Raw genomic sequence first — 25725 nt, 5'->3', positions numbered from 1 at the left:
GACGCGCGCCCTCCGCGTGAGGTCGTTTCCGTTGGATGTTTCACCGCGCGCACCCGCGCGCGCTCCGCCGCTGGGTGCTGGCGCGCGATGCCGAGCAGGCTGCTCGATGGCCGGAAAATCCAGCTCCGACATGGCCATCGCCTCGCTGGATCTCCGCTCGCCGCGGTCGCGGTGAGGGATCCATTGTGAGCGTTCACATTTTCGATGTCAACTCTCCCGCGCAGCCGCCGGCGCGGACTCGAGCCCTCAGAGCGTCGGCAGCACGCCGCGGTCGCGCCCGAGCGGGAACGCCGTTTCGAGGCGGGCGACGTCCTCGCCGGTGAGGCGCAGATCGCCCGCGGCCGCGTTGTCGAGCGCGTGCGCGGCGCTCGCCGCCTTCGGGATCACGAAGACAGGCTGCCGGCGCAGCAGGAAGCGCAGCGCCACCTGCCGCGCGGTCACGCCGTGGGCGGCGGCGATCGACGCGAGCACCCTGCCCGCCGTGCTGTCCGGCGCCGGGAACCGGCCCGAGCCAAACGGGCTGTAGGCGACGACCGCGATGCCGTGCCGCTCGCAGAGCGGCAGCACCCGGTGCTCGACCGCCCGCTCGAGCAGGTGATAGAGCACCTGATTGCACGCGATCTCGTTCACCCCGGCGATCGCGATGGCCTTCGAGAGCTCCGCCTGGTCGAAGTTGCTGACGCCGAAATACCGGATCTTGCCCTGGGCCCTCAGGTCCTTGAAGGCGCGGAAGGTCTCCTCCAGCGGGTGCGACCCGGGCCAGTGGAGGAGATAGAGATCGAGCCGGTCGGTGCGGAGCCGCTCCAGGCTGCGCTCGCACGCGGCGATGGTGCCGGAGTAGCTCGCGTTGCTGGGCAATACCTTGGAGACGAGGAACACCTCGTCGCGGCGCCCCTCGAGCGCCTTTCCCACGAGCTCCTCGACCGCGCCAGAGCCGTACATCTCGGCCGTGTCGATGTGCGTCATGCCCGCGTCGAGCCCCCGCCGGATGGCGTCGATGCAGCCCGCCTCGTCGTCCGCCTCCATCTGCCAGGTGCCCTGTCCGACGACAGGAATCTTGACGCCCGTAGAACCGAGTGTGCGCTGCTCCATAGAACGATGATCCTCCGCTCCGTCCCGGAAGACGGCATGCGGCTCCCCCCCTCTCCGAGGCGAGCCCCGTCCGAGTGGGATCGCTGAAATCACCGCGGAAGGCAAGCCCGAGCGCGGTCCGATCGGGCCGAGGCCGGCTGTCGGCGATGGCGCCCTGTCGTGAAAAATTCCTCGCTCGACGACGACCCGGACAGGCGATGAGCGGCTGTGCCGATGGCCCGCCGCGCGCCCGTCGCGCTCACGTCCCGCCCGAGGTCGGCGGGCCGTCGTAGCGGCGGGTAGGTCCTTCGGAGAATCGAGCGATCTCGAGGATCTCCAGGGAACCGTCGCCGTCCGGCGGGGCGAGCCACGGGCCGTCGAACCGCGCGACCAGCGCGGTCACGTTGTCGCGTCCGCCGGCGGTGAGCGCGGCGCCGATCAGGGCGCTTGCCGCCTCTGCCGGATCGGGGTGGGCGTCGAGCGCGGCGGCGATGTGCCGGTCGTCGATGAGGTCGCTCAGACCGTCGGTGCAGAGCAGCAGGGTGTCCCCGCGGCGGAGCTCCACGGCGGAGAGCGCGACGCTGAGGCGCTCGCGCAGCCCGAGGGCCTGGAGCATCACGCCCCGGTGCTCGAAGGTGGCGGCCTCGTCGGGCCGGAGCTTGCCGCTCTCGAGCAGCGACTGGACCAGGGTCTGGTCGCGGGTCACCTGCGTGAGGGCGCCGCGGCGGAGGAGGTAAGCGCGGCTGTCGCCGACCTGCGCGAGCAGCAGGCGCTCGTCGCAGAGCGCGGCGACGGTGGCCGTGGTGCCGCTGCTCCGGTGCTGCGGGCTCCTCCGAGCGTTGTCGCGGACGGCGCGCCCGGCATCGCCGAGCGCGGCGAGCAGGCCGCGCTCGAGCGCGTCGCTCGAGCGGGGCGCGGATCGGGCGAGGGCGGCGTGGACCGTGCGCGCGGCGAGCCGGCTCGCCGCGTCGGGAGACGACGCGCCGCCCGAGCCGTCGTAGACGCCGAGCGCCAGGGCGAGCGGCGGCTCCGCCGACGCCTGGGCCGCCGCGGGCCCGTGGGCGAGCCCGCGCGCGAGATCGCTGATCAGGAAGGTGTCCTCGTTGTGCTCGCGGCTGAGCCCCACGTCGGTCCGGGCCGCCGCGGCGACCGACGCGGCGTGCTCGATGGCGAACGAGCGGTACACGGGCATGCGCGTAGCGTACTCCGAGGGCGGCGTCCGAGGGAGGGCGCCGGCGCCCCTCAAGGCTGCCGTCGGGGGCCGCTGCGCGGGCGTGGAGCGGCCGCCGGCGAGCGCCGCGGCCGCCACGTCGCGCTGGGCGGCCGGATCGCCGGTGTGCGCCGCTCGACGCGCCGCGCGCTTCGTGCATGAAGAGGTGCATGAAGCTCGTCCGCAACCCCGAGCGCGCGTGGGAGCGCGCCGCGCACGTCCAGACCCTGGATCCCGCCGAGATCGAGCGGCGCATCGGGCCGTTCTCCGGCGAGGTGGAGGTGCTCGCCGGCGGGCTGGCCAACGTGAACGTGCGCCTCGGCGCCGATCGTGTGCTGCGCGTGTACCGGCGAGATCCGGGCGCGGCGTCGAAGGAGGCCAGCCTGCTCGCGCGGGGCTGGAGGTCGTTCCGCGTCCCGGCGGTCCTGTCGGCGGGCGACGATTTTCTCCTGCTCGAGCACGTCGACCACGGGCCGCTCCAGGACACCGCGGCGTGCGGCGCCGCGGCCGGGCGCGCGCTCGCGGAGATCCACGGCGTCGGCTTCGACAGCGCGGGCTTCCTGGGGCCGGATCTCGCCGTCGCCGCGCCGTTCGCCGACTGCGTGGGCGCGCTTCGGAGCTACGTCGCCTCGGTCCTCGACAGGCTGGCTCCAGCCCTGCGCGGCGAGCTCGGCGAGCGCGTGAGCGCCTTTCTCGACGCGCACGAAGGGGCGCTCCGCGAGCGCGCGTCGGCCCCCGTGCTCCTGCATGGGGACTTCAAGGCCTCCAACCTGCACTGGCTCCCGTCGGGCGAGCTCCTCGTGCTCGATTGGGAGTTCGCGTACGCCGGACCGCGGCTGATGGACATCGGCCAGCTCCTGCGCTGGGGGCCAGGGGCCGAGTTCGTGGCGGCGTTCGCGGGAGCGTACCGCGCGCACGCGCCGCTCGCCGACGACTTCGAGCGCTGGGCCGCGGCCTTCGACCTGTTCAACCTGGTGGGGCTGCTCGACGGGGTGGACCCGAGCTCGCGCCGGGCCGTGGAAGTCCGCGGCCGGATTCTACAAACCATTCGACAGGAGCGTTGAGCCGGGCTCGACGCGGGCACAGCTGCCCGCGTCAGACCGCTGGGCGCGGCCGCCCCCGGCGGCGGCATGCACGCCCGGCGCCTGACCTGGGCAGCCAGCTCGAGAAAATGTCGCTCGGCGTCCGGATACTCCGGGTGGGCGAGGATCACGTCCGCGCGCAGCGGGCATTTACGGAGGATGGGGACGTGGCAAACGCGGGCGTTGAGCGGGCGTTCCTGGTGGCAGCCTGACGTTTGCGTTCATTGAGGCTGGGAAAATACGACCATGGCAAAGCGCGTGAACCGAAGAATCTTCCTCCGGGGGCTGGGCGGGGCTTGCGTCGCAGCGCCGTTCCTCAGCTCGATCCTCGACCGCACCGTGCAGGCGCAGCCGGCCGCGCCGCCGAAGCGCCTGATCGTGATGTACACGCACTATGGCTGCATCACGACGCGGTTCTTCCCGAAGAAGTCGCACGGCCCGCTCACCGCCGCGGACCTCGAGCCGACGACGCTCAAGCACCTTGCGCCTTACGTCGACAAGCTCCTCATGCCTCGAGGCATCCGCGCGATGAACGAGTGGACGGCGACGATGGCGCGGGGGCAAGGGAACGATCGCCACACGCAGGTGAACGGATCGTACTTCACGTGCCACCCGGTCACGCCCAACAGCGACGATCCGTTCAGCTTCGCCCAGGCGACGAAGTTCAACGCCATGCCGACCGGTCCCTCGCTGGACCACGTCATCGCACGACAGCTCAGCCCGCAAGGCACTCCGCTGCTCTTGAGCACGGCTGGTCAGCGGGATAACCCCCCGTCGGCGATCTCCTACTCCGCCGCGGAGACCCTCTTCCGGGGCCTCAACGCGTCGCAGGCCTTCAGCAGCCTCACCGGCCTCTTCGGGGCGGGGGAGCCGACGTCTCCGGACACGTACGCGGCGATTCGCGGCAAGAGCGTCCTCGACCTCGTCAAGGATGATCTGCAGACGCTCGAGCGGTTCGACATGAGCCGTACCGACAAGCAGAAGCTCGCAGCCTGGAAGGAGCTCCTCCACGCGACGGGGAGCGTGGTGGCCTCTCCGAACTGCACCACGTCCCTCGCCGCGGCGCTCGGCGCGACGCAAGAGAACGTCGACCTGGTGACCACGACCTCGAGCACCGACGACATGCTGACGCGGCGAATCTCGGACAGTCTAGACGGAGCGGATCTCTATTCGAACCTCGCCGTGCTCGCGGCGGCGTGCAACGCGAACCCCGTCATCTTCCTGAAGTACCCCCCGAACTACTATTTCAAGGGGCTCGGTATGACACAAGAGACCGCCAGTCTCTCAGGTCGCTTGGACAGCGCCGGCATGGTGGGCACCTGCGTCCCGGGCGTGATCGACATGCTCCTCACGATCGACGACTACTACGCGAGGAAGTTCGCCCACCTCGTCGAGCAGCTGAACCGGTTCGACGAGGGCGACGGGACGCTCCTCGACAACTGTGCGGCCGTCTGGTTCCAGGACGTGTCGGACGGCTGCGCCCGCAACCTCAACAACCTGCCGATCGTCCAGGTCGGCAGCGCCGGCGGCTATTTCAAGACCGGCTGGGCCGTGAACGTCGAGGACGGCTCGCCCGATCTCACGACCGGCAACAGCGAGATCACGTGTGTCGACGGCGGTCCGAACGAGGTCGACGCGATCAGCCAAGCCACGGGGACCGATCCGTCGCTCGCCAACGCGCCGATCAACAAGTACTTCTGCAGCTTGATGAACGCCCTCGGCGTCAAGGCGGGCCCGGATGGTTTCCCGGCGCCGGGCGGTTCGGCGCCGGTGACCCACTTCGGCATGTACGACCGGACGGAAGACTTCATCGGCGGTGGGATCCATCCCCCCACCATCCACGATCCAGGCGAGTTCACCGCGCTCAAGGCGAGCTCCTGAGCGGTCCGGCGCGAACGAAGGAAAGCGCCGACGAGGGGGCGGCCCGCCCGTTCAGGGCGGGGCCGCGGCGATCAGGACGAGACCTTCACCCAGGCGGGACGCGTGCTGACGCGCTTCCACCAGGCCGCGACGTTCGGCCGGTCGTTGATGAGGTCCTCGACCTTCGTGAACGCGAGACACTGCATGTACGGCATCCACGAGATGTCGGCCAGCGAGTAGGTCGAGCCCGCGAGGTACTCCTGGCCGGCCAGCGCCTTGTCGATGATGTCGAGCGCCTTCGCGAGATCGGCCTTGGCCGACGCGACGAGGGACTCGTCGCCCTGCTGGCCGCGCATCGGGAGCAGGACGCGCTGGTAGAGGATCTTGATGGCGGGCCCGGAGACATAGGACTGCTCCACGCTGAGCCACTGATCCATGAGCGCCTTCGCCCTGAGCTCGGTCGGCGTGAGCGAGGGGCCCGGGAGCTTCTGGTCGAGGTACCGGATGATCGCCCGCGACTCGTAGAGCTTGAAGTCCTCGTCCTCGAGCACCGGGATCACGCCGAAGGGGTGGCGCGCGAGGTGCTCGGGCTGCTTCTGCTCGCCCTTCCCCAGGTCGACGACCACGACCTGCGCCTCGTGCCCCTTCTCGGCGAGCACCGTCAGCACCTTGCGCGTACACGTGCTCATGGGATGTCCGTAGACCTTCATGGGATCCTCCTTGTCCTGTGTCCTCTCGAGAGGCGCCGGCGGGCGGCGGCCTCCGCGGCGCGTCAGAGTAGACGGATTCCGTCGCTTGCCAACCGTCCTGATGGGGTCCGGGACGCGGCGGGGCGCGCGATCACGCCTCGCGCCGGCGGTCCGCCTGCCACTCGGCGTCGCGGGCCGCGGCGAAGACGGGGAGGCGCGCGAGCCACCGCTCGCCGGCGTTCGGGCGCTCGAGCGCGATGCGCAGCGCGGCGATGAGCTCCAGCGGCGCGGCGTCGAGGCCCTGCTCCCGCGCGGCCCAGCCCAGGCCGGCGAGCACGGCGTTCGCGACCTCGTAGCTCGGGCGGTGCATCGGCGCCGTGGCGACGGCCGCGGGCGCGGCGAAGTGGCGCTCGCACGCCGCGGCGTCGAGGGAGCTCCAGCCCGCGCACACGATCGGGCGGACGGCGTGGATCGAGCAGGCGCCGCGCTCGTCGAGGAGCGGGCAGGGGACCCGGGCCTCGGCGCGCGCGAGCCGGGAGAGGCCGCGCGTCTCGGCGTCGGCGGCGCGCACGCGCTCGGCGAGCGCGGCGAGCTCCGTCTCGGTCCGGGTGGCGCGCAGGTGGGCCGCGATGCGCAGCACCTCCGGCGCCAGCACGAGCACCTTGCTCACGCAGCAGGTCGAGCAGCCGGCCCGGCAGGCGATGGGCCGGGCGGGCGGCTCGGCGGCCACCGCGGCGTCCTCCAGCGCCTCGGCGCGCGCGAGCGCCGCGGCCGCGGCCGCCACGGCGCCGGCCTCGGTGCGCTTGCCGAGCGAGAGCGCGAGCGCGGCGCGCTCGCCGTCGGCGATGCCCTCGAGGACGGCGGGGGTGTACCGCGTGCCCGGGGCGAGCGGCAGGGAGCGCTTCTGCCGGGGCATCGCGGCGCTACTCGAGCTCCGGCAAGCGCCAGTCGATCTCCTCGGCGCCGCGGGCGCGCAGCGCGGCGTTGATGGTCGAGAACGGCTTGCTGCCGAAGAAGCCGCTCCTCGCCGACAGCGGCGAGGGGTGGGCCGCCTTGATGACCGTGTGGCGGCGCGCGTCGATGAGCTTCGCCTTCTTCTGCGCGTGGCCGCCCCAGAGGACGAACACGACGCCATCGGGCCGGTCGTTGACCTTCCGGATCACGGCGTCGGTGAACGTCTCCCAGCCCTGGTTCTTGTGCGAGTTCGGCGTGTGCGCGCGGACGGTGAGCACGGTGTTCAGCAGCAGCACGCCCTGGCTCGCCCAGGCGGTGAGGCAGCCGTGGCTCGGGACCTTGAAGTCCGGCAGATCGGAGAGCGCCTCCTTGTACATGTTGGCGAGCGACGGCGGCGGCGGGACGCCCGGGCGCACGGAGAAGCAGAGCCCGTGGGCTTGCCCCTCGTCGTGGTACGGGTCCTGGCCGAGGAGCAGCACGCGCACGCGCTCGTACGGCGTGAGCTTGAACGCGGCGAAGACGTCCTCCTCGGCCGGGAAGACCCGGTGGGCCTCGCGCTCGGTCGAAAGGAAGCGCGTCAGCTGCTGGAAATAGGGCTTCTCGAGCTCCTCCGCGAGCACGCTTTGCCACGAGCCGGGCAGATCGATCTTCATCGCTCGCTCAGACCCCTTCCTTCGGGCAGAGATCGCTCATGCGGCACTCCGCGCACTTGGGCTTCCTGGCGACGCAGGTGTACCGGCCGTGCAGGACCATGGCAGGGCCGAAGAAGGTCCATTGATCCTTCGGCACGATCCGCATGAGGTCCTCCTCGATCTGCTCGGGCTTCTCGCGCTTCGAGAGGCCGATGCGGCCGCTGAGGCGGGCGACGTGGGTGTCGACGATGATCCCGGAGGGGAGGCCGAACGCCGTGTTGAGCACGACGTTCGCCGTCTTCCTGGCCACGCCCGGCAGCGAGGTGAGGTCGTCCATGTTCCCGGGCACCTCGCCGCCGAAGCGCGCGACGAGCGCCTGGCACGCGGCCTTCACCGTCTTCGTCTTCTGCCGGTAGAAGCCGGTCGGCTTGAGCTCCTCCTCGAGCACCTCGGTGGGGGCGTCGGCGTACGCCTGCGCCGTCGTGTACTTCTTGAAGAGGGTGGCGGTCACCCGGTTGACGCGCTCGTCCGTGCACTGCGCGGCCAGGATGGTCGCGACGAGCAGGTCGAGCGGCGTCTCCCAGTCGAGCTCGTAGCGCGCGTCGGGGTAGGCCTCGCGCAGGTGGTGGAGGAGGGGGGGGATGCGGTCTCGGGCGTTCATGCGGCTCGCCGCAGGGTAGCCCAGCTCGGCGCCGCCCGTCAGCGCCGCCGGGCGACGGGGCCCGGGCGCTTCCGGCCGAAGTAGATCTCGAGCAGCTCGCGGCCGACGAGGTTCGCCTTGGTGCGCCACGCGATGTCGTTGGCCAGCATCACGGAGACGGCGATCTCCGGGCGATCGGACGGCGCGAACGACGCGAACCACGAGAACATCCGCGAGGGGTTGCCGCCGACCAGCGTGCCGGTCTTGGCGGCGACGGGCATGGTGCCGAGGGCGCGCGTGCCGTCCGGCTTGCGGAACGCCTTGGCGCAGGTGCCCCGCCGCGTGGTGACCTCGAGCATCGACCGGAGGGTGCGCGCGACCTCGGGCCGGAGGCCGCGGCCGTCGGTGCTCCGCGGCGCGGCCGCGTCGCCGCCGGCCTGCGCGCCCGGCGGCGCCAGCAGCGAGAGCCGGACGCGCTCGCCGTCGTTGGCGATGGTCTGCATCGCGAACAGGGCGCCGAGCGGGCTGAGGCGGCCGCTCCAGAAGCCCGCGCCGGCGCGGGCCAGGCCGAGCGCGTCGTCCGGGATCTGGGCGGCGCTCGGCGCGACCGGGACGTCGATGGGGACCTCGCCGTCGAAGCCGAGATCGCGGGCCTTGCGGCGCAGGTCGGCGGCCGTGAGGTGCTGGCCGGCGAGGCGGGCGAAGACGCCGTTGATGCTGCGGCCGAGCGCCTCGCCGAAGACGGTGCAGGTGGCGCCGCGGCCCTGGAGGTCGCGCGCGGTGATCGCGCTCATGCCGCCCGTGTAGCAGACGGGCGTCGCGACGTTCACCTTGCCCGCCTCGAGCAGCGCCGCGGCGGTGACGATCTTGAAGAGGCTCGCGCTCGGGGCGAGCGGGGTGGCGACGTAGTCGCGCTTGCCGCGGCTGGCCCAGACGAGGATGCGGCCGGTGCGGACGTCGGAGGCGACGATGGCGCCCTCGGGCGCGCCGGAGCGGGCGAGGAGGCGCTCGGCGGCGCGCTGGAGATCGGGGTCGAGCGTGAGGCGCACCTGCTTGCTCGACGCGCCGACCGCCGCGTGAACCGCGCCGCCCTCGACGTGGAGCTTGCGAACGCCGGGCGGCGCCGGAGATGCCGTCGCCGGCGCGATCCACAGGGCGGCCGCGGCGGCGAGCGCGAGGTAGAGACGCGATCGCACGCGGAGCAGATGCCAGAGGGGGCGCGCGCGGGCCAAGTTCCGCGCGGCGCCGTCGCCGTCAGGCCGCGCCCGAGGCGCCGCCGAACGCCGCGAGGTTCTCGCGCGCCCACGCCTCGAAGCGCCGCGGCTCGCGGCCGAGCACCGCCTCGACGTCGTCGCTCAGCGTCGCGGCCCTGCCTTCGCGCAGGAAGCTGACGCCCTCGAAGACGGCGTCCGCGAGCTCGCGCGCGGCGCCCGCGGCCAGCATCTGATCGCGCACCCGGTCCGGCGGAACATCGGTCGTCTCGATGGAGCGCCCCAGCGCCCTCTCCAGGATCGCCACCTGATCCTGCGCGCTCAGCAGCTCGGGGCCGGTGAGCGTGTAAACCCTGCCGTCATGCCGATCCGACGTCAGCGCCGCGACGGCGACGGCCGCCACGTCGCCCGGGTCGATGATCCCTTGCCGGCCGTCTCCGGTCCAGAGGGGCACCGCGCCGCCCGCGCGGATGGCCGCCGCCCATTGCAGCACGTTCGACGCGAACCCCACGGGCCGGAGCAAGGTCCACGCGAGCTCCGACGTCCGCACGGCGTGCTCGCCGGCCCGGTGCCAGTCGCCGACCCGCGACCGGAGATCGGCGCCGAACGCCGAGAGCTTCACCAGCTTCTTCACGCCGCTCTTCTGCGCTGCATCGACCGCGGCCACGTCATGCGCCGCGATCGACGGGCCGGGCGCGCTGAGCAAGAACAGCGCCTCGACCCCTCGGAGCGCGGCCCGCAGCGAGCCGGGATCTTCGAAATCGCCGCGGACCACGTCCACCTCGCGGCCGAGCGCCGCGGCCCGCGCTGGATCCCGCGTCATGGCGCGGACCTTCGCGCCCCTCTCGAGCAGTTGCCTCACGACCTCTCTGCCGATGGTGCCGGTGGCACCGGTGATCAGGATCATCTGTGCTTCCCTCGTCGTACGGTCCACGCGTCTCGCGTGCCTTCGAGAGGTCAGCTTGCGGCGCGCGCGCGCCGGCATCTTGAAGAAATCGGACAGCGCGGTGGCGTTGCGGCGCCACACCCCGGCGGGTAGGATCTCGCCTCGATGGATGTGCCCTTCGAGCGCGTCTTGCTGCCTTCGGCGCGGCTGCGACCTTATGTGTCGAGCATCGTGGTGGCGGCTCGACCGGGCGACACCTCGCTGTGGGCGCGCCTTCCGGACACGGGTGCGTCGCTCGTCTTCTGCAGACCGACCGCCGGTGCGAGCGAGCTGGTGGCCGTCGGTCCGAGCACCCGGGCCACGTACAAGGCAGGCTCGTCGAAGCCGCTGTTCGTGCGCGTGGGGCTCCGCGCGGGCTGCGCCCGCCCGCTCCTGGGCGCCGCGCTCCACGAACTCGCCGACCGCGCCGTCGCCTTGGAGGACCTGTGGGGCGCGCGCGGCGCGCGGGCTCGCGGCGCGCTGGCGGCGGCGGAAGGCGACCTCGACCGGGTGCTCCGCACGCTCGAAGAGCTCGTCCTCGAGGGCGCGCGCGGCGAGCGCGCCTTGGACGACGCCTCGCGCGTGAGGCTCCTGGACCGCGCCACCCGGCTGCTCGATGGCGGGGCTGACCTCCCGCCCGAGCGGGTGCACGCGCTTGCGCAAGGGCTCGGGCTGAGCGAGCGACAGCTGCGGAGGATCTTCCAGGACGAGATCGGCGTCTCTCCCAAGCGCTACGCCCGCATCGCGCGCCTCCGGCGCGTCCTGTCGAAGATCGGCACCTCGAGCTGGGCGCAGCTCGCCGTCGAGCTGGGCTTCTCCGACCAGCCGCATCTGAATGCCGAGTTCCGCGAGCTGCTCGGGGTGACACCGCGGGGCTTCGTGGAGCGCCGTTTCCCTCGGGCGGGGCAGTGCGGCTCGATCGCTTTGCCCGCTGGCCGTGCGGGCGAGCACCCGCTGCCGTAGCGCCGGGATTGCCCGTTCACTCGGCCTCACGAGCGCGATCTTCCGGTGCCCGCCCCTGCAGCAGGCATTGGCGTCATGGCGGCTCCATTGCCCGGCGCAGTTTCCGTTCAGAGCGATAAAGCACCGTGACAATTGACGAACGCCCGGGACTCCCCGCGTGCGCGTCCTGAACCAGCACGCGTTCACCGCCCGGCGGACGAACCGAGCCTGCCGCCGTTGTCACCTCGAGCGCCGAGCGAGACGAGCGAGACGAGCGAGACGAGCGAGACGAGCGAGACGAGCGAGACGAAGAACGCGCTCGCCCACAAAAAAGATCTGGACAATCGAAGTGAGCATTCATTAAGTTGAAAAATGGTCCTGTGCGCATTCAGCATCAAATCGGGACCAAGCTCGCTTTACTCGATCCTGTTCTGGTGAGCTCCGAGCGACGCAGGGCGCTGCCGCAAGGAGCGTTTGATGCTGAGTGCGCCGAGATCCTCCTCGGGCACAACGCTCTCTTTTGTGGAGCGTGAAGGCCTGGGGCGAGGTGCCCAAAAACGTCACCGCGTGGCCGCGAATCGTGCGAACCGTGCGAACCGTCAGCAGCGGCGATTTTTCTTTTTGGGGTTGTGCCTCGCAAATGTCTGGACAGTTCGACAATCGTATTGCTAACTAGAACACTGGACCTGTGCGCATCCGCTCTCCGATTTCGCGCTGACGCCTCGCGCGCCTGATCTGATCGTGATCAGGGCGCGGGGCGCGGTCTGACCGGAGCCCACGAAACCGACGTTCGCCTGACCCGTGTGTCATGGCGCATGCGGCTCGGATGACGCTCCATCGTGGTTCGATCCTCGCAAGGACCTCCAAGGAGCTACCCATGAAGCAGATATCCATCGCGTCCTCCGCAGCGCTCGCCACGCTGCTCATCACCGCCTCGAGCCTCGCCACCACCGCCGCGCCGACGCCCACGTGCACCGTGATCCAGCGGGGCGTCCTCGGCGACGTCTACAACGCCGAGATCTGGAGCCTCGCCCCGAGCTATCACGTCCCGACCCCGTTCGAGGTGAACACGGGGTACTCCAGCACCGTCGGCGAGAAACGAGCCCTGTTCGGCTTCGAGCTGGGCGCCATCCCCGCGAGCTCGCTCGTCACGTCGGCCAAGTTCTACGTCCTGACCTACAGCAGCACGGCCCAGACCGTCCGCGCTCACCGGGTGCTCGCCCCCTGGAGCGAGGCGGACGTCACCTGGAACAACCTCGGCGGCATCGATCCGACGTTCTTCACGTCGTTCGAGTCCGGCGGCTCGGCGTGGCGCGAGCTCGATCTCACGGAGCTCGTCCAGGAGTGGGTGAGCGGCGTCTCGCCCAACCACGGGATCCTCCTCGAGGAGGACGAGAACGGCAAGACCTCGTACCGGGGCAGCGCGCACACGGATCTGTCCCAGCGCCCATTCCTCGAGATCTGCTACACGACGCCGAAGGGATCGATCGGCGACAAGGTGTGGTTCGACGCGAACGCCGACGGCCTCGAGGACGCCTCCGAGCTCGGCATCTCCGGCGTCGTCGTCGACCTCTTCGCCGATACGAACTGCGACGGATCCACCGACGGCGCCGCCCTCCAGACGACCGCGACCGACGCGAACGGCATCTACCGCTTCGGCGAGCTCGACGCAGGCTGTTACGTCGTCAGCGTCGACGACGCGACGCTCCCGCTCGGGCACCAGCTGACCACCGACGACGAGCCGCTCGCCGTGGCGCTCGACGCGGGAGAGAACGTGTCCGACGCCGACTTCGGCTACGTGACGTACTCATCGATCGGCGACACGGTCTGGCTCGACAGCGACGCCGACGGGCTCTACGAGCCGGAGACAGGCGAGCTCGGCGTCAACGGCGTCCGCGTCGAGCTGTTCCAGGGCGACCAGCTGATCGACTTCACCATCACCGGCAACAGCCCCTACACCGGCCAGCCCGGCTTCTACCTCTTCGACACGCTCTCGGCGGGCACCTACTCGGTGGTCGTCACTGCCGACAACTTCATGACGAGCGGCCCCCTCGCCGGGCAGGAGCCGACGGCCGACCCGGACGGCGGGCTCGACAACGTGGGCACGGTCTCGCTCGGCTGGGCCCAGGACCTGCTCGACGCGGACTTCGGCTACCAGCTCTCCTGCGGCAACGGCGTCTGCGGCGGCGACGAGAGCTGCTCCACCTGCGCCGTCGACTGCGGCATCTGCCCGCCCACCTGCGGCAACGGCGCCTGTGAGGCCGGCGAGGACTGCGGCAGCTGCAGCGCCGACTGCGACGTCTGCCCGCCCGCCTGCGGCGACGGCACCTGCGACGCCGGCGAGACCTGCGGCAGCTGCAGCGCCGACTGCGGCGCCTGCCCGCCCGTGTGCGGCAACGGCACGTGCGAGGCCGGCGAGGACTGCGGCACCTGCTCGGACGACTGCGGCGCCTGCCCCGCGGTCTGCGGCAATAGCGTCTGCGAGACCGGCGAGGACTGCGCGAACTGCGCCGGCGACTGCGGCGCTTGCCCCGCGGTCTGCGGCAACGACCGATGCGAGGCCGGCGAGAACTGCCTCGAGTGCCCGAGCGACTGCGGCATCTGCCCGCCGGTGTGCGGCAGCGGCGTCTGCGAGTTCGGCGAGACCTGCTCGAGCTGCGCGGCCGACTGCGGGGCATGCGCGCCGGTCTGCGGCGATGGCGTCTGCAAGGCGGGCGTCGAGGACTGCTCGAGCTGCGCGGCCGACTGCGGCGCCTGCCAGTGCGCGTCGCCCGGCACCGGGACCCCCGGCTACTGGAAGAACCACCCGAACGCCTGGAAGGTCTCGAAGCTGACCATCGGCGGCAAGACCTACACGAAGGCCCAGCTCCTCGACATCATCAGCCGTCCGACCAAGGGCGACGTCACGTACATCCTCGCGAAGCACCTCATCGTCGCCAAGCTCAACGTCGGCATCGGCAACCAGTCGAGCTGCATCGAGCGCACCATCGCCGCGGCCGACGCCTGGCTCAAGAAGTACCGTCTCGGCAGCAACGTCAAGGACCGGGGCTGCAACTCGCCGTGGGAGAGCGGCGAGCCGCTGGCGGACAAGCTCGACGCGTACAACAACGGTCGCCTCTGCGCGCCCCATCGGGATGACGTCGATTGCGACGGCAACGGCCACGACCGCGACCACGACCACCACCACGGCCACGGCTGCCGCGGTCGGTAAGAGGCGCGACAGGCGAGCTGGCCTTGGGGCCGGCGCGCGCCGCGCGCCGGGACATCAAGGCCAGGTCGCCCTCGGCGCCCGATGCGCCTTATTCTCCATGGACCGCTCATCGGACGACGCCGAGCTGCCGCATCAGCCCGAGCTCGTCGGTGACGCGCCAGTGCTCGGCGATCTTCCCTCCCCGGAACAGCTCGATGTTGATCTGTTTCACGCTCACACGGCGATGGGTCGCGGCGATCCCGAAGAGCGGTCCTTCATGGTCGCCCTCCATCCTGACGCGCACCGCCACGCGGTCGTCTTTCACGACGAGGTCCTCGATGGTGAAGTGGAGGTTCGGGAACGCGACACGAAAAGCGGCCACGATGGGCTTGAGGCCATCTGGGCCCGGCGGCGGATTCGGTGTGCTCGGCGTGTGGTTGATGTAGCCAGGGGCGAGCAGCTCATCGAGGACCTCGAGGCGACCCTGACTCCAAACCTCGTCGAAGTAGCGGCGCACGGCTGCTTCGTGGTGCACCTCGTCAGGGGTAGGACCGCTCGACGACGGGCTGCGCGCCTTCAGGGGCGCGCAGCCGGCGACCATCGCGAGGGCCAAGAAGAAGAGGAGCCGCTGCGAGAGCACGGCTCGTTTCAGCGTGGGTCGGGCCATGCCCTGCACTCTGGCCCTCGGTGGAACGGCCAACAAGCCTGTCAACGCGAACGAATCGTTCGCGCTGGAGGACAATCGATGCGTGATTCGCGCGTCTGCGTGGAGGGATTGAGGATGGTCGACCCGTCGGGTCGGGCATCGATCGACGGCGCGTGTCGGGTTTTGCGTGATCCGGCGGCTCGCGGCGCATGGGAGCGTGCCCATCGACGTGGAGGCAGCGGTGCCGGGTCTCCGTCGACGAGCGCTCGGCGGGGGGACCCGGGGGCGATGGCGTGGCCGTCGCCGGCGCGGGGGCGTGGCGCCGCAGCCTCGACGCCATGGGGCGCCGCGCCGCTCACGGGATGGGGCGCCGCTCGGAGGGCCGGGAGGGCAGGGGCGCCGGTCCTGCGGCACCGCCGGCCTCTCGCCCGCGCCGGGCAGACGCGTTCGAGGTCCGCGCGGCGCCGGTGCGCGCTATGGTGTCGGCACCCGGCCGGGGCCGGGGGTTCCTCGCCGACCATGCCGCCGACCCGCCTGCTCCGCAGCACCGAGATCCCCCAGGCCGACAACCTCGCCAACGTGCGGCGCGTGCTCGAGGCGCTCGCGGGAGGGGCGACCGCGAAGGAAGAGATCGCGCAGCAGACGGGCATCTCCTTGCGCCACGTCGGCTATGCGCTCGCCGCCGCCCGCGTCCTTGGCTGGCTCGGCGACGACGACGCCTCGATCACGCCCGCTGGACGCGGGCTGCTCGCCGCCCCGCCGGGCACCGTCGACGAGCGGACACACCTGCGGCGCGCGATCTTCGCGTGTGACGTCGTGAAGGAGGTCGCGCCCGATCTCTTCGAGCCGGCGGCGCCCACCGTGGTTGCGCTGGCGCGGCGCCTGTACCGCTCCACGGCCGGCATCGCGAAGGAGACGGCGCGCCGGCGCGCGCAGACGCTGCTCGCCTGGCGGAGCCAGGTGCTGGAGCAGCAGCTCCCGCTCTTCCCCAGACGTCCGCGGAAGCGCCGCGCCGCCGCCCCGGCGGGTGCATCCGCGGATGCGGCGCCTCTTGCTGGCGACGCGGCCGCGCCTTCCGCCGCCGCGGAGGCGGCGCCCGGCGCTGGCGACGCGGCCGCGCCTGCCGCCGCCGCGGAGGCGGCGCCTTTCGCTGGCGACGCGGCCGCGCTTGCCGCCGCCGCGGACGCGACGCCTGGCGCTGGCGACGAGGGAGCTCCCGCCGCCGGCGAGGAGACCTCGTTGCCCATCGCGCCCGGGGCGAGCGACGCGCCTGCCGCCGACCGCCCCGCGCAAGCGAGGCGGGCGCCGGGGCGCTCCCGGCGATGAGCGGCGAGGTCCGTGGGAGGGGATCGCGGGGACGCGCTACCGCGCCGCCGGCTGCTTGCGCGCGAGGCGCGCCGCGCGCAGCTCGTCGGCGGTCAGCCTGTTGTCGCGGTTCGCGTCCGCCGCCTTCACCCGCTCCCAGCGCTTGTCGCCCACCTCGTCCCTGGTGAGGAAGCCGTCGCCGTTCTTGTCGCTCCGGGCGAAGCGCGCCTGCTGCTTCGCCGCGCGCGCCTTCTTGTGCTGCTCGGCGTGCGCCTTGAGCTCCTCGGCGGAGAGCGTCCCGTCCTTGTTCGTGTCCGCCTTGCCCAGCCGCTTCTGCGCCTTCTCCGGGAGCTCGGCGACCGTCAGCTTGCCGTCACCGTTCTTGTCCAGGCGCTTGATGAGGCGCGCCGGATCCTTCGCGCGGTGCTCGCGCCGGGCGTCCTTGCCCTGCCGCGGCGCCTGCGTCTCCGCCGCGCCGCTCGCCGCGTACGCCGCTCCGCTGCCGGCGAGCACGGCCGTCGCGAGGAAGCTGCCGAGGACGAAGCGATGGATCGCGCTGCGGGCCGTGTTCGAGAACGTGGAGAGGGTCATGGTGGTCGTGCTCCTTGGTGCAAGGGCCAGCCTGTTCTTGCCGGCTTCTGCTCCTGGGACGCTCCCCGGCCGACCCTCCCTACGCGCGCTCCGAATTTTTTTGGGGGGCTACCCCATGGCCGATTTCGAGCCCATCATGCTCCGGAGCCGCGCGACGTCGCGCGACGGCGGCGCGCCGAACAGCCGGCTGTACTCGCGGCTGAACTGCGACGGGCTCTCGTAGCCGACGCGGTAGCCTGCGGTCGCCGCGTCCACGACCTCGCCGAGCATCAGGCGGCGCGCCTCCTGGAGCCGGAGCTGCTTCTGGTACTGGAGCGGGCTCATGGCCGTGACGGCCTTGAACTGATGGTGCAGCGCCGAGGGGCTCATGTGCACCTCACGCGCGATGGCCTCGATGCGCAGCGGCCGGGTGTAGTTGCTCTTCACGATGCTGATCGCCCTGGCGATCCGCTGCGCCTGGCTCCCGGCCAGGGCGATCCGCTGGACCCGCGCTCCCTGCTCGCCCTTCAGCAGGCGATAGTGGATCTCGCGCACGGCGAGCGGCGCGAGGATGGGGATGTCCTGAGGCGTCTCGAGCAGGCGGATGAGCCGCAGCGCCGCGTCGATCAACGGGAGGTCCGTCCGGCTGACGAACAGGCCGCGCTCCTCGCGCTCGCCGCCGGACGCCGCGCTCGGCCTGGGGAGACCGGGCTCGGTGAGGAGCGCGCCGACGTCGCTGGGCTCCAGCTCGAGGGCGAGGCACAGGTAGGGGCGCTCCCGCGACGCCACGAGCACCTGGCCGACGAGCGGCAGGTCGACCGTGACGACCAGGTAGCGCGCGGGGTCGTAGACGACCACCTCGTCCGCCAGCATCACCTGCTTGCGGCCCTGGGCGATGAGGCACACCATCGGCTTGTAGACGGTGTGCAGCGGCTCGGAGGGGCGCGAGGCGCGGATCAGGCTCATGCCCTTCACGGTCGTCGCGTGCATGCCGTCCTCGGCGGTGAACCGCTCGATCAGGGCTGCCAGCTCCGCGAGCCGCCGCTCGACCTCGCGATCCAGCTCCTCTGCCGCCAAGGCGCCTGCCTGCATGGTTCCAGGCTACCTCATCGAGCCCGCTCCGCCCAACCGGCGGGCCCGCGAGGGCGCTCCGGCCTCGCCTGGCTGCCCTGCCGCGCGCAAGGGAGCCGTGGGGCGCGCTGGATGCACGCCGTGCAGGATCGGGCAAGAGCCGTCCAGGAACGGACTACCGCGCGCTCGCGGTGGAGGCCTAGGTTCTCCCCGTGACCGGCGCAATCCCGCGCTGGAGAGCGAGTGAATCGAGGAGTCTCTCATGCCTGGTATCGAGGGTAAGGTCGTTGTGATCACCGGCGCGAGCAGCGGTATCGGCGAGGCCGCCGCGCGCCTCCTGGCCCGGCGCGGCGCCCGGGTCGTGGTGGGCGCCAGGCGCACGGACCGGCTGGAGAAGCTCGCGTCCGCCATCCGCGCGGAGGGCGGCACCGTGGAGCTTCGAGCCCTGGACGTCACCAGGCGGCAGGACGTGGCCGATTTCGTCGAGTTCGCGCGGGCGAAGTTCGGCCGCGTCGACGTGATCGTCAACAACGCCGGCGTCATGCCGCTCTCGCCCCTGTCGTCGCTGAAGATCGAGGAGTGGGATCGCATGATCGACGTGAACATCCGCGGCGTCCTGCACGGGATCGCCGCCGGGCTGCCGATCATGAAGGCGCAGGGGCACGGGCACTTCGTCAACGTCTCGTCGATCGGCGGACACATGGTGGTCCCGACGGCCGCCGTGTACTGCGCGACGAAGTTCGCGGTCTGGGCCATCTCCGACGGCCTCCGGCAGGAGTCCACCGACCTCCGGGTGACCGTGATCTCCCCCGGCGTCACGGAGTCCGAGCTGGCCGAGACCATCACGGACGACAGCGCGCGGCAGGCCATGAAAGAGTTCCGGAAGACCGCGATCTCTGCGGATGCCGTGGCCCGCGCGATCGCGTTCGCGATCGAGCAGCCGGACGACGTCGACGTGAGCGAGATCGTCGTCCGCCCCACGGCGAGCCCGCACTGACAGGAAGGGATCACCCGCCCGGGCAGGGCGCGCCCGCGCGGGCCCACGTCTCCCACGCGGCCACGAACTCGGCATACGGCGTCGGGATGGGCGTGCGGCCCGCGCCCGGGTTCCAGCCCCAGGTCACGAGCGGATCCTCGAGGTGGACGCGCAGCGCCGCCATGTCCTTGCCGCCGTTGCGCGCCGGATCCTTGATCTGCTCGCACAGCGCCCCCGGGGCGACGCCGACGAACACCATCGGCATGTCGGGCGGCGGCATGTGCCAGCCCTTCGCCACGCCGGGCGGCACGTGCGCGCCGTAGCTGCTCGGCGGGTTCGCCGGCCCGTGACACGTCGTGCACTCGGCCCCGGCCATGCCGTGGCCCGTGGGCCCGCGGAGCACGAACTGGTTGTGGAGGCGGCCCTCGTCGCCCTGCAGCGGCACGTCGCCCGCGGGGTGACAGTTCTGGCAGCGAGGATGCTGGAGCACGCTGCGCACGGTCTCGAACGCGGCGAGGCCGGCCGCGCGGTCGACCGGCGCCGGCGACGGGGCCTGCGAGGCCCCGGACGTCTGCCCCCCGCAGCCGGCGAGGAGAAAGGCGAGAACAAGAGAGGAACGGATCATCATTGGCACCTAGGCGAGGCGGAACGGGAGGGAGCGCAGCCGCTGCTTCGTCAACGCGAACACCGCGTTCGCCACGGCAGGCGCGATCGGCGCGGTCGCCGGCTCCCCGATGCCGCCCATCGTGGCCTTGCTCGGGATGATGTGGACGGCGATGCGCGGCATATCGGCCATCCGGAGCATGGGATAGTCGTGGAAGTTGCTCTCCTGGACCTGCCCCTCGACGATGTTGAGCTTGCCGTAGAGCGCCGCCGTGAGGCCGAACGCGACGCTGCCCTGGACCTGCGCCTCGATGCCGAGCGGGTTCACCGCGGTGCCGCAATCCACGCTGCAGGTGACCGAGTGAACGCGGATGCGCCCCTTCTCGATCGAGATCTCGGCGACCTCGGCGACGATGGAGCCGAACGACTCGTGCATCGCCAGCCCGCGCGCCCGCCCCGGCGGGGGCGCCGTGCCCCAGCCGGCCTTCTCGGCGGCGACCTTCAGCGCGTTGGCGTGCCGCGGCTTGTCCTTCAGCAGCTCGAGGCGGTACGCGAGCGGATCCTGCCCGGCGGCGTGCGCCAGCTCGTCGATGATGCTCTCCATCGCGAAGGCGGTGTGCGTGTTGCCGACCGAGCGCCACCACAGCACGGTCACCGGCGTCCTCGGCGAGTGCAGCGACACGCGGAGCGCGGGCATCCCTGCGAGGTACGGCGAGTCGCCGACCCCCTCCACCGAGGTGTGGTCGATGCCGTTCTTGACGACGAGCGACTCGAGCGGCGTACCGGCGACGATCGACTGGCCCACGATCATGTGATCCCACGCCGTCGGCATGCCCCGCGCGTCGAGGCCGACCTGGACCCGATGGACATACGCGGGGCGGTAATAGCCGCCGCGCATGTCGTCCTCGCGCGTCCACACGACCTTGACCGGCACGCCGGCGGCCTTCGCGACCATCACGGCCTCCCCCACGAAATCCGCCACCGGGCTGGCGCGCCGGCCGAAGCCGCCGCCGAGGAACGTCGTGTGGATCTGGACCTTCTCGGGAGCCGTCCCGAGGATCTTCGCCGCGGCCATCTGGTCGCCGGTCTGGAACTGCGTGCCGGTCCAGATCTCGCAGCGATCGCCCTCGATCTTGACCGTGCAGTTCAGCGGCTCCATCGGCGCGTGCGCGAGGTAGGGCACGTCGTACTCCGCCTCGATCCGCGACTTGGCCGCGGCCAGGGCTTCCTCGACCTTGCCGACCTGGTGGGCGACCGGGCCCGGCTTGCGCGCCTGCGCGCGGAACTCGTCGAGCAGCTTGGCGCTGTCGGCGCCGCCCCCCTCGGGCTTCGTCCACTCGGCGCGGAGCGCGTCGCGCCCGAGCTTGGCCGCCCAGAAGTGCGCGGCGACCACGGCGACGCCGTTCGCGGTGGGGACCACCTTCTCGACGCCGGGCACCTTGAGGGCGTCGGCCGCGTCGTACTTCGCGAGCTTCGCGCCGAACGCCGGCGGGCGGAGCACCACGGCGGTGCGGAGCCCGGGGAACTGCACGTCGATCCCGAACTGCGCCTTGCCCGTGATCTTCTCCGGCGTATCGATGCGGCGCACCAGGGTGCCGATCAGCTTCCAGTCCTTGGGATCCTTCAGCTTCACCTTCGCCGGCGGGGTCAGCTTCATCGCCTCCTCGGCGAGCTGGCCGTAGGTCAGCCGATCCTTGCCGTGGGTGATGATCCCCTTCGCGGCGACGCACGCCGCGGGCGCGACCTTCCACCGGGCGGCCGCCGCGCGCACCAGCATGTCCTTCGCCATCGCGCCGACGGTGCGATACCGATCGAACTCGCCGTTCGTGCTCGTCGACCCGCCGGTCATCTGGAAGTGCATCACCGGATGGCCGTACACCGGCGCGGCCGGCGCGTGCTCCGACCGCACCTTCGACCAGTCGCACTCGAGCTCCTCGGCGATCAGCATCGCGAGCCCGGTCCAGATGCCCTGGCCCATCTCGGAGTGCGCGAGCACCACGGTCACGGACTCGTCCGTTCCGATGCGCACGAACGCGTTCGGCGACAGGGGCTGCGGCTGCGCCGCCTTCGGCGCGGCGCGGACCCCCTGCGGCACGTAGAAGCTGAGCAGGAGCCCTGCCGCAGAGCCCGCGGCCACCTGCAAGAAGTCGCGCCGAGAGACGCTCACTTGCCACCTCGCTTGAGCCGCGACGCGAGGATCACCGCCTCGCGCACGCGCACATACGTCCCGCACCGACACACGTTTCCGGACAGCGCCGCATCGATATCGGCGTCGCTCGGATCGGGTTTCTGCTCGAGCAACGCGGCCGCGGTCATGATTTGCCCGGACTGGCAGTACCCGCACTGGACGACATCGGCCTGCGCCCACGCCTGTTGCACGACGTGCGACCCGTCGGCCGACAGGCCCTCAATCGTCGTCACCTTGCGCGTCCCGACGTTCGACACCGGCAGGACGCAGGAGCGCGCGGGCTTGCCGTCGATGTGGACCGTGCACGCGCCGCACTGGGCCATGCCACAGCCATACTTGGTGCCGGTCAATCCCAGCAGGTCCCGGAGCACCCAGAGCAGAGGCATCTCCGGTGCGGCCTCGACCTCGCGAACAACGCCGTTGATATGGAGTTTCATGGCCGCTTTCGCCATACTTTTACGTTCGTGCGGCGTCAAGCGAGCCCGCTCGGTTTTATCAATTCTTCACCATGGCCGGCGGCTCGCCGTCGCCGTGCGGCGCCCCAAGGGGCGCTCGGTTGCGCGGGGCTTGCGCAGGGCCTGCGTAGGGCCTGCGTCTGGCGGCGAGGAACGCCCTGGCGAGAGCATCGCGAAAGGATGATGATGCCAGGCGCATGAACGAGCTTGAGCGGATCGTGCGGGAAGCGACGAAGTTGGTGGCGGACCGGTCCCCGTTTCTGCTCGCGACCGTCGTGCGGGTGTCGGGGTCGTCGTACCGGCGCCCCGGCGCGCGGATGCTGGTCGCCGGTGATCGCTGGCTGTCGGGGTGCGTGAGCGGCGGTTGCCTGGAGGGCGACGTCATGCTCCGCGGAGAGCACCGGTGCCGCGATGGCGCCGTGGTGGTCACGTACGACTCGACCACCGAAGACGGGGAGCCATGGGGCGTGGGGCTCGGCTGCAACGGCGTCGTCGACGTCCTGCTCGAGCGCGTCGAGGCCGGGGCGACCCACGACGCGCTCGCGTTCGCCGGCGCGTGCTTCGCCGAGGAGACCACCGGCACGCTGGTCACGGTGATCCGCTCGACCGTCGACACGGTCCGGGTCGGCGCGCGCCTCGCCTTCGGCCCGCCGTGCGCGCTCGCGCACCCGGTGACCGATCCCGCCGCGCGCGCCGCGATCGAGCGCGCCGCGCGGGGGCCGGCCGGCGTCGTCGAGCTGGACGGGCTGGGGATCACCGCGCTCGTCGAGAAGATCGCGCCGTCGCCGCAGCTCTTCGTGCTCGGGGGCGGCCACGACGCGTCGCCCATCGTCACGCTCGCGACGTCGGTCGGCTTCCGGGTCACGGTCGCGGTCCCCGTCCTCCGCCAGGGCTCCCGGTTCGTCGCGGCGGACCGCGTCATCGCCACCGGCGGCGCCATGGATCGCCTCCGCGCGCTCATCGACGCGGCCGCCGAGGCGTATGTCGTCATCATGCACCACCAGCGCACGCCGGATCGCGACGCGCTCGCGGCCGTCCTCGCGTCGCGCGCCCGCTACATCGGCGTGCTCGGGCCCGCGCGCCGCACGCGCGAGCTCCTCGCGGAGATCGGCCAGGGCCCCGGCGACGATCCGCGGCTCCACGCGCCCATCGGGCTCGATCTCGGCGCCGAGACGCCCGAGCAGATCGCGCTCTCGGTCGTGGGCGAGCTCCAGGCGGTCGCGCGGAGGGCGCAGGGGGGGAAGCTCCGCGACCGCGTCCGCCCGCTGCACGCCGGCCTGGCGCTGGCCGTGCTCGCCGCGGGCGGCTCACGTCGCCTCGGGCGCCCCAAGCAGCTCGTCGAGCTCGACGGGGCGCCGCTCGTCCGGCGCGTGGCGGCGGCGTGCGTCGAGGCGCGATCCGGGCCGGTCGGCGTCGTGCTCGGCGCCCACGCCGGCGCGGTCGCGCGCGCGCTCGGCGATCTGGGCGTCGCGCGCATCGCGAACGACGGCTGGGACGAGGGCATCGCCTCCTCGATCCGCGCCGCGGTCCGGTGGGCGGAGGCCTCGAAGGCCGACGCGCTCCTGATCGCGCTCGCGGATCAGCCGCTGATCACGGTCGAGCACCTCACCGCCCTGCGGAACGCCTGGCTCGCGGGCGCTCCGGTCGCCGCGTCGCGCTTCAGCGGCGTCGTGGGCGCGCCGGCGGTGTTCGACCGATCCCGCTGGGACGCCCTCGCGCGCCTCGAGGGCGACCAGGGCGCCGGCCGGCTGCTGCGCGCCGAGGGCGTCGTGGCGATCGACTGGGCGGGCGGCGCGATCGACGTCGACACGGCCGACGACGTGCGCGCGCTCGGCGGCCACGCGCCGGCGAACCCGCCGGGCTGCTGATCCGCCGGGGAAGTTGCCCCGGCCGCCCTTGACTTCGAGCGCGCTCTAACTCTTACGGTGGCCTGCGTCGAAGCGCCGCGGCCCATCCCCGCGGCCCCCAAGGAGCCCAACCATGCACACGCGCAAGCTCGGTCCTCTCCAGGTCTCCGCCCTCGGTCTCGGCTGCATGGGCATGAGCGATTTCTACAGCAACCGCGACGACGCCGAGTCGATCGCCACGATCCATCGCGCCATCGAGCTCGGCGTCACGCTGCTCGACACCGCGGACATGTACGGGCCTTTCACGAACGAGGAGCTCGTCGGCCGGGCGATCGAGGGCCGGCGCGATCGGATCGTCCTCGCGACGAAGTGCGGCATCGTCCGCGATCCCAACGATGTCACGGTCCGGGGCGTCAACGGCACGCCGGAGTACATCCGGGCGGCCTGCGACGCGAGCCTGCGGCGCCTCCGCGTCGACGTCATCGATCTCTACCAGCTGCACCGCGTCGATCCGAAGACGCCCATCGAGGAGAGCGTGGGCGCGATGGCGGACCTCGTGAAGGCCGGCAAGGTGCGCGCGATCGGCCTCTCGGAGGCGGGCTCGGCGACGCTCCGGCGCGCCCACGCGGTGCACCCGCTCGCGTCGGTGCAGACCGAGTACTCGCTCTGGACGCGGGATCCCGAGGACGACGTGCTCGCCACGTGCCGCGAGCTCGGCATCGGCTTCCTCGCCTACAGCCCCCTCGGCCGCGGCTTCCTCACGGGGCAGATCAAGCGCTTCGAGGACCTCGCGCACGACGACTACCGCCGCATGGCGCCGCGCTTCCAGGGGGAGAACTTCCAGCGGAACCTGGATCTCGTCGCGAAGGTGGAGGACATCGCGCGGGAGAAGGGCGTGAAGGCGTCGCAGCTCGCGCTCGCCTGGGTCCTCGCGCAGGGGGATTTCATCGTCCCGATCCCCGGCACGAAGCGCCGCAGCTACCTCGAGGAGAACGTCGCCGCGGCGGGGATCAAGCTCACCGAGGGCGATCTGCGCCGCCTCGACGCGGTGGCGCCGAAGGGCGCGGCGGCCGGTCCGCGCTATCCGGAGGTCGGCATGAGGCTCGTGAACCAGTGAGCGGCGCGGCCGGCAGACCGCGCCTCGGCGCGGCGCGCTCCGTGAAAGCTGGCGCGCCGCGCTCCGGCGCGGACGGCGCGGCGCGCTTCGGGGAGGCCGGCGCGCCGCGCTCCGGCGCGTCGGGCGCGCTCACGATCGCCGAGGTCGCCGCGGCGACCGGGACGAGCGCGCACACGCTCCGTTATTACGAGCGGATCGGGCTCATCCGGCCCGTGGCGCGGGCGCGGAGCGGCCACCGCCGCTACGGCCCGGACGACGTGCGGTGGGTCGAGTTCCTCCGCAAGCTGCACGCGACCGGCATGCCGATCCGCCGCATGCTCGCCTACGCGGCGCTCGTGCGCCGCGGCGAGGGGACGATCTCCGAGCGGCGCGCGCTGCTCGAGGCGCACCGGGACGACGTGGCCGCGAAGCTCGCCGAGCAGCAGGCGCACCTCGCGATCATCGAGAAGAAGGTGCTCCTGTACCTGGATCTCGAGAAGCAGAGCGCGCGCCGCCGCGCGTCGTGACCCGCGCCGCCGCGCCCGCGGTGAGCGGGCGTCCC

At 72.0% G+C, this 25725-nt stretch carries 24 protein-coding genes; 9 read left to right on the top strand and 15 right to left on the bottom strand.

What is annotated here, in order from left to right; genetic code table 11:
- Window positions 1-246: 246 nt before the first annotated feature.
- Window positions 247-1092, bottom strand: coding sequence for an aldo/keto reductase (locus WME83_RS28395; protein ID WP_437312830.1), 846 nt, complete (start codon window positions 1090-1092; stop codon window positions 247-249).
- A 238-nt stretch (window positions 1093-1330) separates the two neighbouring features.
- Window positions 1331-2263: a PP2C family protein-serine/threonine phosphatase gene (locus WME83_RS28390; protein WP_437312829.1), complete on the bottom strand. Its 933-nt coding sequence runs from the start codon at window positions 2261-2263 to the stop codon at window positions 1331-1333.
- 188 nt (window positions 2264-2451) lie between these two features.
- Between WME83_RS28390 and WME83_RS28385 the strand changes: the two genes are divergently transcribed.
- Both WME83_RS28385 and WME83_RS28380 read left to right on the top strand, forming a co-directional pair.
- Entirely contained in the window at window positions 2452-3345 is an 894-nt protein-coding gene (locus tag WME83_RS28385; protein WP_437312828.1) for a phosphotransferase family protein, read from the top strand.
- Window positions 3346-3621: 276 nt separating this feature from the next.
- On the top strand, window positions 3622-5244 hold the full coding sequence (locus WME83_RS28380) for a DUF1552 domain-containing protein (protein ID WP_437312827.1): 1623 nt from the start codon (window positions 3622-3624) through the stop codon (window positions 5242-5244).
- Between the two features lie 71 nt (window positions 5245-5315).
- Here WME83_RS28380 and WME83_RS28375 read toward each other — a convergent pair whose 3' ends face one another.
- From WME83_RS28375 to WME83_RS28350, 6 genes are all read right to left on the bottom strand, one after another.
- A complete protein-coding gene (locus WME83_RS28375; RefSeq protein WP_437312826.1) occupies window positions 5316-5933 on the bottom strand; it encodes a glutathione S-transferase family protein in 618 nt (205 codons plus the stop codon).
- 130 nt (window positions 5934-6063) lie between these two features.
- Window positions 6064-6828, bottom strand: coding sequence for a YkgJ family cysteine cluster protein (locus tag WME83_RS28370; RefSeq protein ID WP_437312825.1), 765 nt, complete (start codon window positions 6826-6828; stop codon window positions 6064-6066).
- Between the two features lie 7 nt (window positions 6829-6835).
- On the bottom strand, window positions 6836-7519 hold the full coding sequence (gene ung, locus WME83_RS28365) for a uracil-DNA glycosylase (protein WP_437312824.1): 684 nt from the start codon (window positions 7517-7519) through the stop codon (window positions 6836-6838).
- A gap of 7 nt (window positions 7520-7526) precedes the next feature.
- Window positions 7527-8159 carry an endonuclease III gene (nth, locus tag WME83_RS28360; protein ID WP_437312823.1) on the bottom strand — a complete coding sequence of 211 codons (633 nt, stop codon included), beginning with the start codon at window positions 8157-8159 and terminating at the stop codon, window positions 7527-7529.
- A 38-nt stretch (window positions 8160-8197) separates the two neighbouring features.
- Window positions 8198-9334, bottom strand: a complete 1137-nt coding sequence (locus WME83_RS28355; RefSeq protein WP_437312822.1) for a penicillin-binding transpeptidase domain-containing protein — start codon at window positions 9332-9334, stop codon at window positions 8198-8200.
- Window positions 9335-9392: 58 nt separating this feature from the next.
- A complete protein-coding gene (locus WME83_RS28350; RefSeq protein ID WP_437312821.1) occupies window positions 9393-10256 on the bottom strand; it encodes an SDR family NAD(P)-dependent oxidoreductase in 864 nt (287 codons plus the stop codon).
- 144 nt (window positions 10257-10400) lie between these two features.
- Between WME83_RS28350 and WME83_RS28345 the strand changes: the two genes are divergently transcribed.
- Window positions 10401-11237 carry a helix-turn-helix domain-containing protein gene (locus tag WME83_RS28345; RefSeq protein WP_437312820.1) on the top strand — a complete coding sequence of 279 codons (837 nt, stop codon included), beginning with the start codon at window positions 10401-10403 and terminating at the stop codon, window positions 11235-11237.
- A gap of 182 nt (window positions 11238-11419) precedes the next feature.
- On the opposite strand, the gene WME83_RS28340 is transcribed toward WME83_RS28345, so the two are convergent.
- Window positions 11420-11560, bottom strand: coding sequence for a hypothetical protein (locus WME83_RS28340; RefSeq protein ID WP_437312819.1), 141 nt, complete (start codon window positions 11558-11560; stop codon window positions 11420-11422).
- Window positions 11561-12093: 533 nt separating this feature from the next.
- Between WME83_RS28340 and WME83_RS28335 the strand changes: the two genes are divergently transcribed.
- Entirely contained in the window at window positions 12094-14427 is a 2334-nt protein-coding gene (locus tag WME83_RS28335; protein WP_437312818.1) for an SdrD B-like domain-containing protein, read from the top strand.
- Between the two features lie 106 nt (window positions 14428-14533).
- Here WME83_RS28335 and WME83_RS28330 read toward each other — a convergent pair whose 3' ends face one another.
- The gene (locus WME83_RS28330; RefSeq protein WP_437312817.1) at window positions 14534-15073 is read right to left on the bottom strand and encodes an ester cyclase; all 540 of its coding nucleotides are present in this window, start codon (window positions 15071-15073) and stop codon (window positions 14534-14536) included.
- Window positions 15074-15571: 498 nt separating this feature from the next.
- Between WME83_RS28330 and WME83_RS28325 the strand changes: the two genes are divergently transcribed.
- Window positions 15572-16378, top strand: coding sequence for a hypothetical protein (locus WME83_RS28325; protein ID WP_437312816.1), 807 nt, complete (start codon window positions 15572-15574; stop codon window positions 16376-16378).
- Between the two features lie 36 nt (window positions 16379-16414).
- Here the strand turns inward: WME83_RS28325 and WME83_RS28320 are convergent, their stop codons facing one another.
- Together WME83_RS28320 and WME83_RS28315 are read right to left on the bottom strand one after the other, a co-directional pair.
- Window positions 16415-16948: an EF-hand domain-containing protein gene (locus WME83_RS28320; protein WP_437312815.1), complete on the bottom strand. Its 534-nt coding sequence runs from the start codon at window positions 16946-16948 to the stop codon at window positions 16415-16417.
- A 108-nt stretch (window positions 16949-17056) separates the two neighbouring features.
- The gene (locus tag WME83_RS28315) at window positions 17057-18019 is read right to left on the bottom strand and encodes an AraC family transcriptional regulator (protein ID WP_437312814.1); all 963 of its coding nucleotides are present in this window, start codon (window positions 18017-18019) and stop codon (window positions 17057-17059) included.
- 241 nt (window positions 18020-18260) lie between these two features.
- Here WME83_RS28315 and WME83_RS28310 point away from each other — a divergent pair, with 241 nt between their 5' ends.
- The gene (locus WME83_RS28310; protein ID WP_437312813.1) at window positions 18261-18995 is read left to right on the top strand and encodes an SDR family oxidoreductase; all 735 of its coding nucleotides are present in this window, start codon (window positions 18261-18263) and stop codon (window positions 18993-18995) included.
- Window positions 18996-19005: 10 nt separating this feature from the next.
- Here the strand turns inward: WME83_RS28310 and WME83_RS28305 are convergent, their stop codons facing one another.
- The 3 genes from WME83_RS28305 to WME83_RS28295 are packed head-to-tail and all read right to left on the bottom strand — an operon-like array spanning window position 19006 to window position 22202.
- Window positions 19006-19599 carry a hypothetical protein gene (locus WME83_RS28305; RefSeq protein ID WP_437322054.1) on the bottom strand — a complete coding sequence of 198 codons (594 nt, stop codon included), beginning with the start codon at window positions 19597-19599 and terminating at the stop codon, window positions 19006-19008.
- 9 nt (window positions 19600-19608) lie between these two features.
- Window positions 19609-21744 carry a molybdopterin cofactor-binding domain-containing protein gene (locus WME83_RS28300; RefSeq protein WP_437312812.1) on the bottom strand — a complete coding sequence of 712 codons (2136 nt, stop codon included), beginning with the start codon at window positions 21742-21744 and terminating at the stop codon, window positions 19609-19611.
- Window positions 21741-22202: a (2Fe-2S)-binding protein gene (locus WME83_RS28295; protein WP_437322053.1), complete on the bottom strand. Its 462-nt coding sequence runs from the start codon at window positions 22200-22202 to the stop codon at window positions 21741-21743. The genes WME83_RS28300 and WME83_RS28295 overlap by 4 nt, the downstream gene beginning before the upstream one ends.
- 215 nt (window positions 22203-22417) lie before the next feature.
- On the opposite strand from WME83_RS28295, the gene WME83_RS28290 reads away from it, so the two are divergent.
- The 3 genes from WME83_RS28290 to WME83_RS28280 all read left to right on the top strand — a co-directional run bounded on the left by WME83_RS28290 (window position 22418) and on the right by WME83_RS28280 (window position 25690).
- Window positions 22418-24088 (top strand): NTP transferase domain-containing protein, encoded by a 1671-nt coding sequence (locus tag WME83_RS28290; protein WP_437312811.1) that lies wholly within the window; start codon window positions 22418-22420, stop codon window positions 24086-24088.
- 112 nt (window positions 24089-24200) lie between these two features.
- Entirely contained in the window at window positions 24201-25184 is a 984-nt protein-coding gene (locus WME83_RS28285) for an aldo/keto reductase (protein WP_437312810.1), read from the top strand.
- A 41-nt stretch (window positions 25185-25225) separates the two neighbouring features.
- On the top strand, window positions 25226-25690 hold the full coding sequence (locus tag WME83_RS28280) for a MerR family transcriptional regulator (protein ID WP_437312809.1): 465 nt from the start codon (window positions 25226-25228) through the stop codon (window positions 25688-25690).
- The last annotated feature ends 35 nt before the right edge of the window (window positions 25691-25725 follow it).

This window comes from Sorangium sp. So ce385, from assembly GCF_051474135.1.
Lineage (GTDB): Bacteria > Myxococcota_A > Polyangia > Polyangiales > Polyangiaceae > Sorangium > Sorangium cellulosum_D.
Note: the sequence above shows the minus strand (reverse complement) of the source record. Positions and strands in the feature narration are given on the sequence as shown.

Excerpts from the sequence above, each read along its gene's own strand:
- WME83_RS28385 (WP_437312828.1), top strand. The coding sequence starts at position 2,452 with ATGAAGCTCGTCCGCAACCCCGAGCGCGCGTGGGAGCGCGCCGCGCAC.
- WME83_RS28345 (WP_437312820.1), top strand. The coding sequence starts at position 10,401 with ATGGATGTGCCCTTCGAGCGCGTCTTGCTGCCTTCGGCGCGGCTGCGA.
- WME83_RS28305 (WP_437322054.1), bottom strand. The coding sequence starts at position 19,599 with ATGATCCGTTCCTCTCTTGTTCTCGCCTTTCTCCTCGCCGGCTGCGGG.
- nth (WP_437312823.1), bottom strand. The coding sequence starts at position 8,159 with ATGAACGCCCGAGACCGCATCCCCCCCCTCCTCCACCACCTGCGCGAG.
- WME83_RS28325 (WP_437312816.1), top strand. The coding sequence starts at position 15,572 with ATGCCGCCGACCCGCCTGCTCCGCAGCACCGAGATCCCCCAGGCCGAC.
- WME83_RS28310 (WP_437312813.1), top strand. The coding sequence starts at position 18,261 with ATGCCTGGTATCGAGGGTAAGGTCGTTGTGATCACCGGCGCGAGCAGC.
- WME83_RS28320 (WP_437312815.1), bottom strand. The coding sequence starts at position 16,948 with ATGACCCTCTCCACGTTCTCGAACACGGCCCGCAGCGCGATCCATCGC.
- WME83_RS28390 (WP_437312829.1), bottom strand. The coding sequence starts at position 2,263 with ATGCCCGTGTACCGCTCGTTCGCCATCGAGCACGCCGCGTCGGTCGCC.
- WME83_RS28330 (WP_437312817.1), bottom strand. The coding sequence starts at position 15,073 with ATGGCCCGACCCACGCTGAAACGAGCCGTGCTCTCGCAGCGGCTCCTC.
- WME83_RS28375 (WP_437312826.1), bottom strand. The coding sequence starts at position 5,933 with ATGAAGGTCTACGGACATCCCATGAGCACGTGTACGCGCAAGGTGCTG.
- WME83_RS28315 (WP_437312814.1), bottom strand. The coding sequence starts at position 18,019 with ATGCAGGCAGGCGCCTTGGCGGCAGAGGAGCTGGATCGCGAGGTCGAG.
- ung (WP_437312824.1), bottom strand. The coding sequence starts at position 7,519 with ATGAAGATCGATCTGCCCGGCTCGTGGCAAAGCGTGCTCGCGGAGGAG.
- WME83_RS28295 (WP_437322053.1), bottom strand. The coding sequence starts at position 22,202 with ATGAAACTCCATATCAACGGCGTTGTTCGCGAGGTCGAGGCCGCACCG.
- WME83_RS28370 (WP_437312825.1), bottom strand. The coding sequence starts at position 6,828 with ATGCCCCGGCAGAAGCGCTCCCTGCCGCTCGCCCCGGGCACGCGGTAC.
- WME83_RS28290 (WP_437312811.1), top strand. The coding sequence starts at position 22,418 with ATGAACGAGCTTGAGCGGATCGTGCGGGAAGCGACGAAGTTGGTGGCG.
- WME83_RS28350 (WP_437312821.1), bottom strand. The coding sequence starts at position 10,256 with ATGATCCTGATCACCGGTGCCACCGGCACCATCGGCAGAGAGGTCGTG.
- WME83_RS28335 (WP_437312818.1), top strand. The coding sequence starts at position 12,094 with ATGAAGCAGATATCCATCGCGTCCTCCGCAGCGCTCGCCACGCTGCTC.
- WME83_RS28285 (WP_437312810.1), top strand. The coding sequence starts at position 24,201 with ATGCACACGCGCAAGCTCGGTCCTCTCCAGGTCTCCGCCCTCGGTCTC.
- WME83_RS28395 (WP_437312830.1), bottom strand. The coding sequence starts at position 1,092 with ATGGAGCAGCGCACACTCGGTTCTACGGGCGTCAAGATTCCTGTCGTC.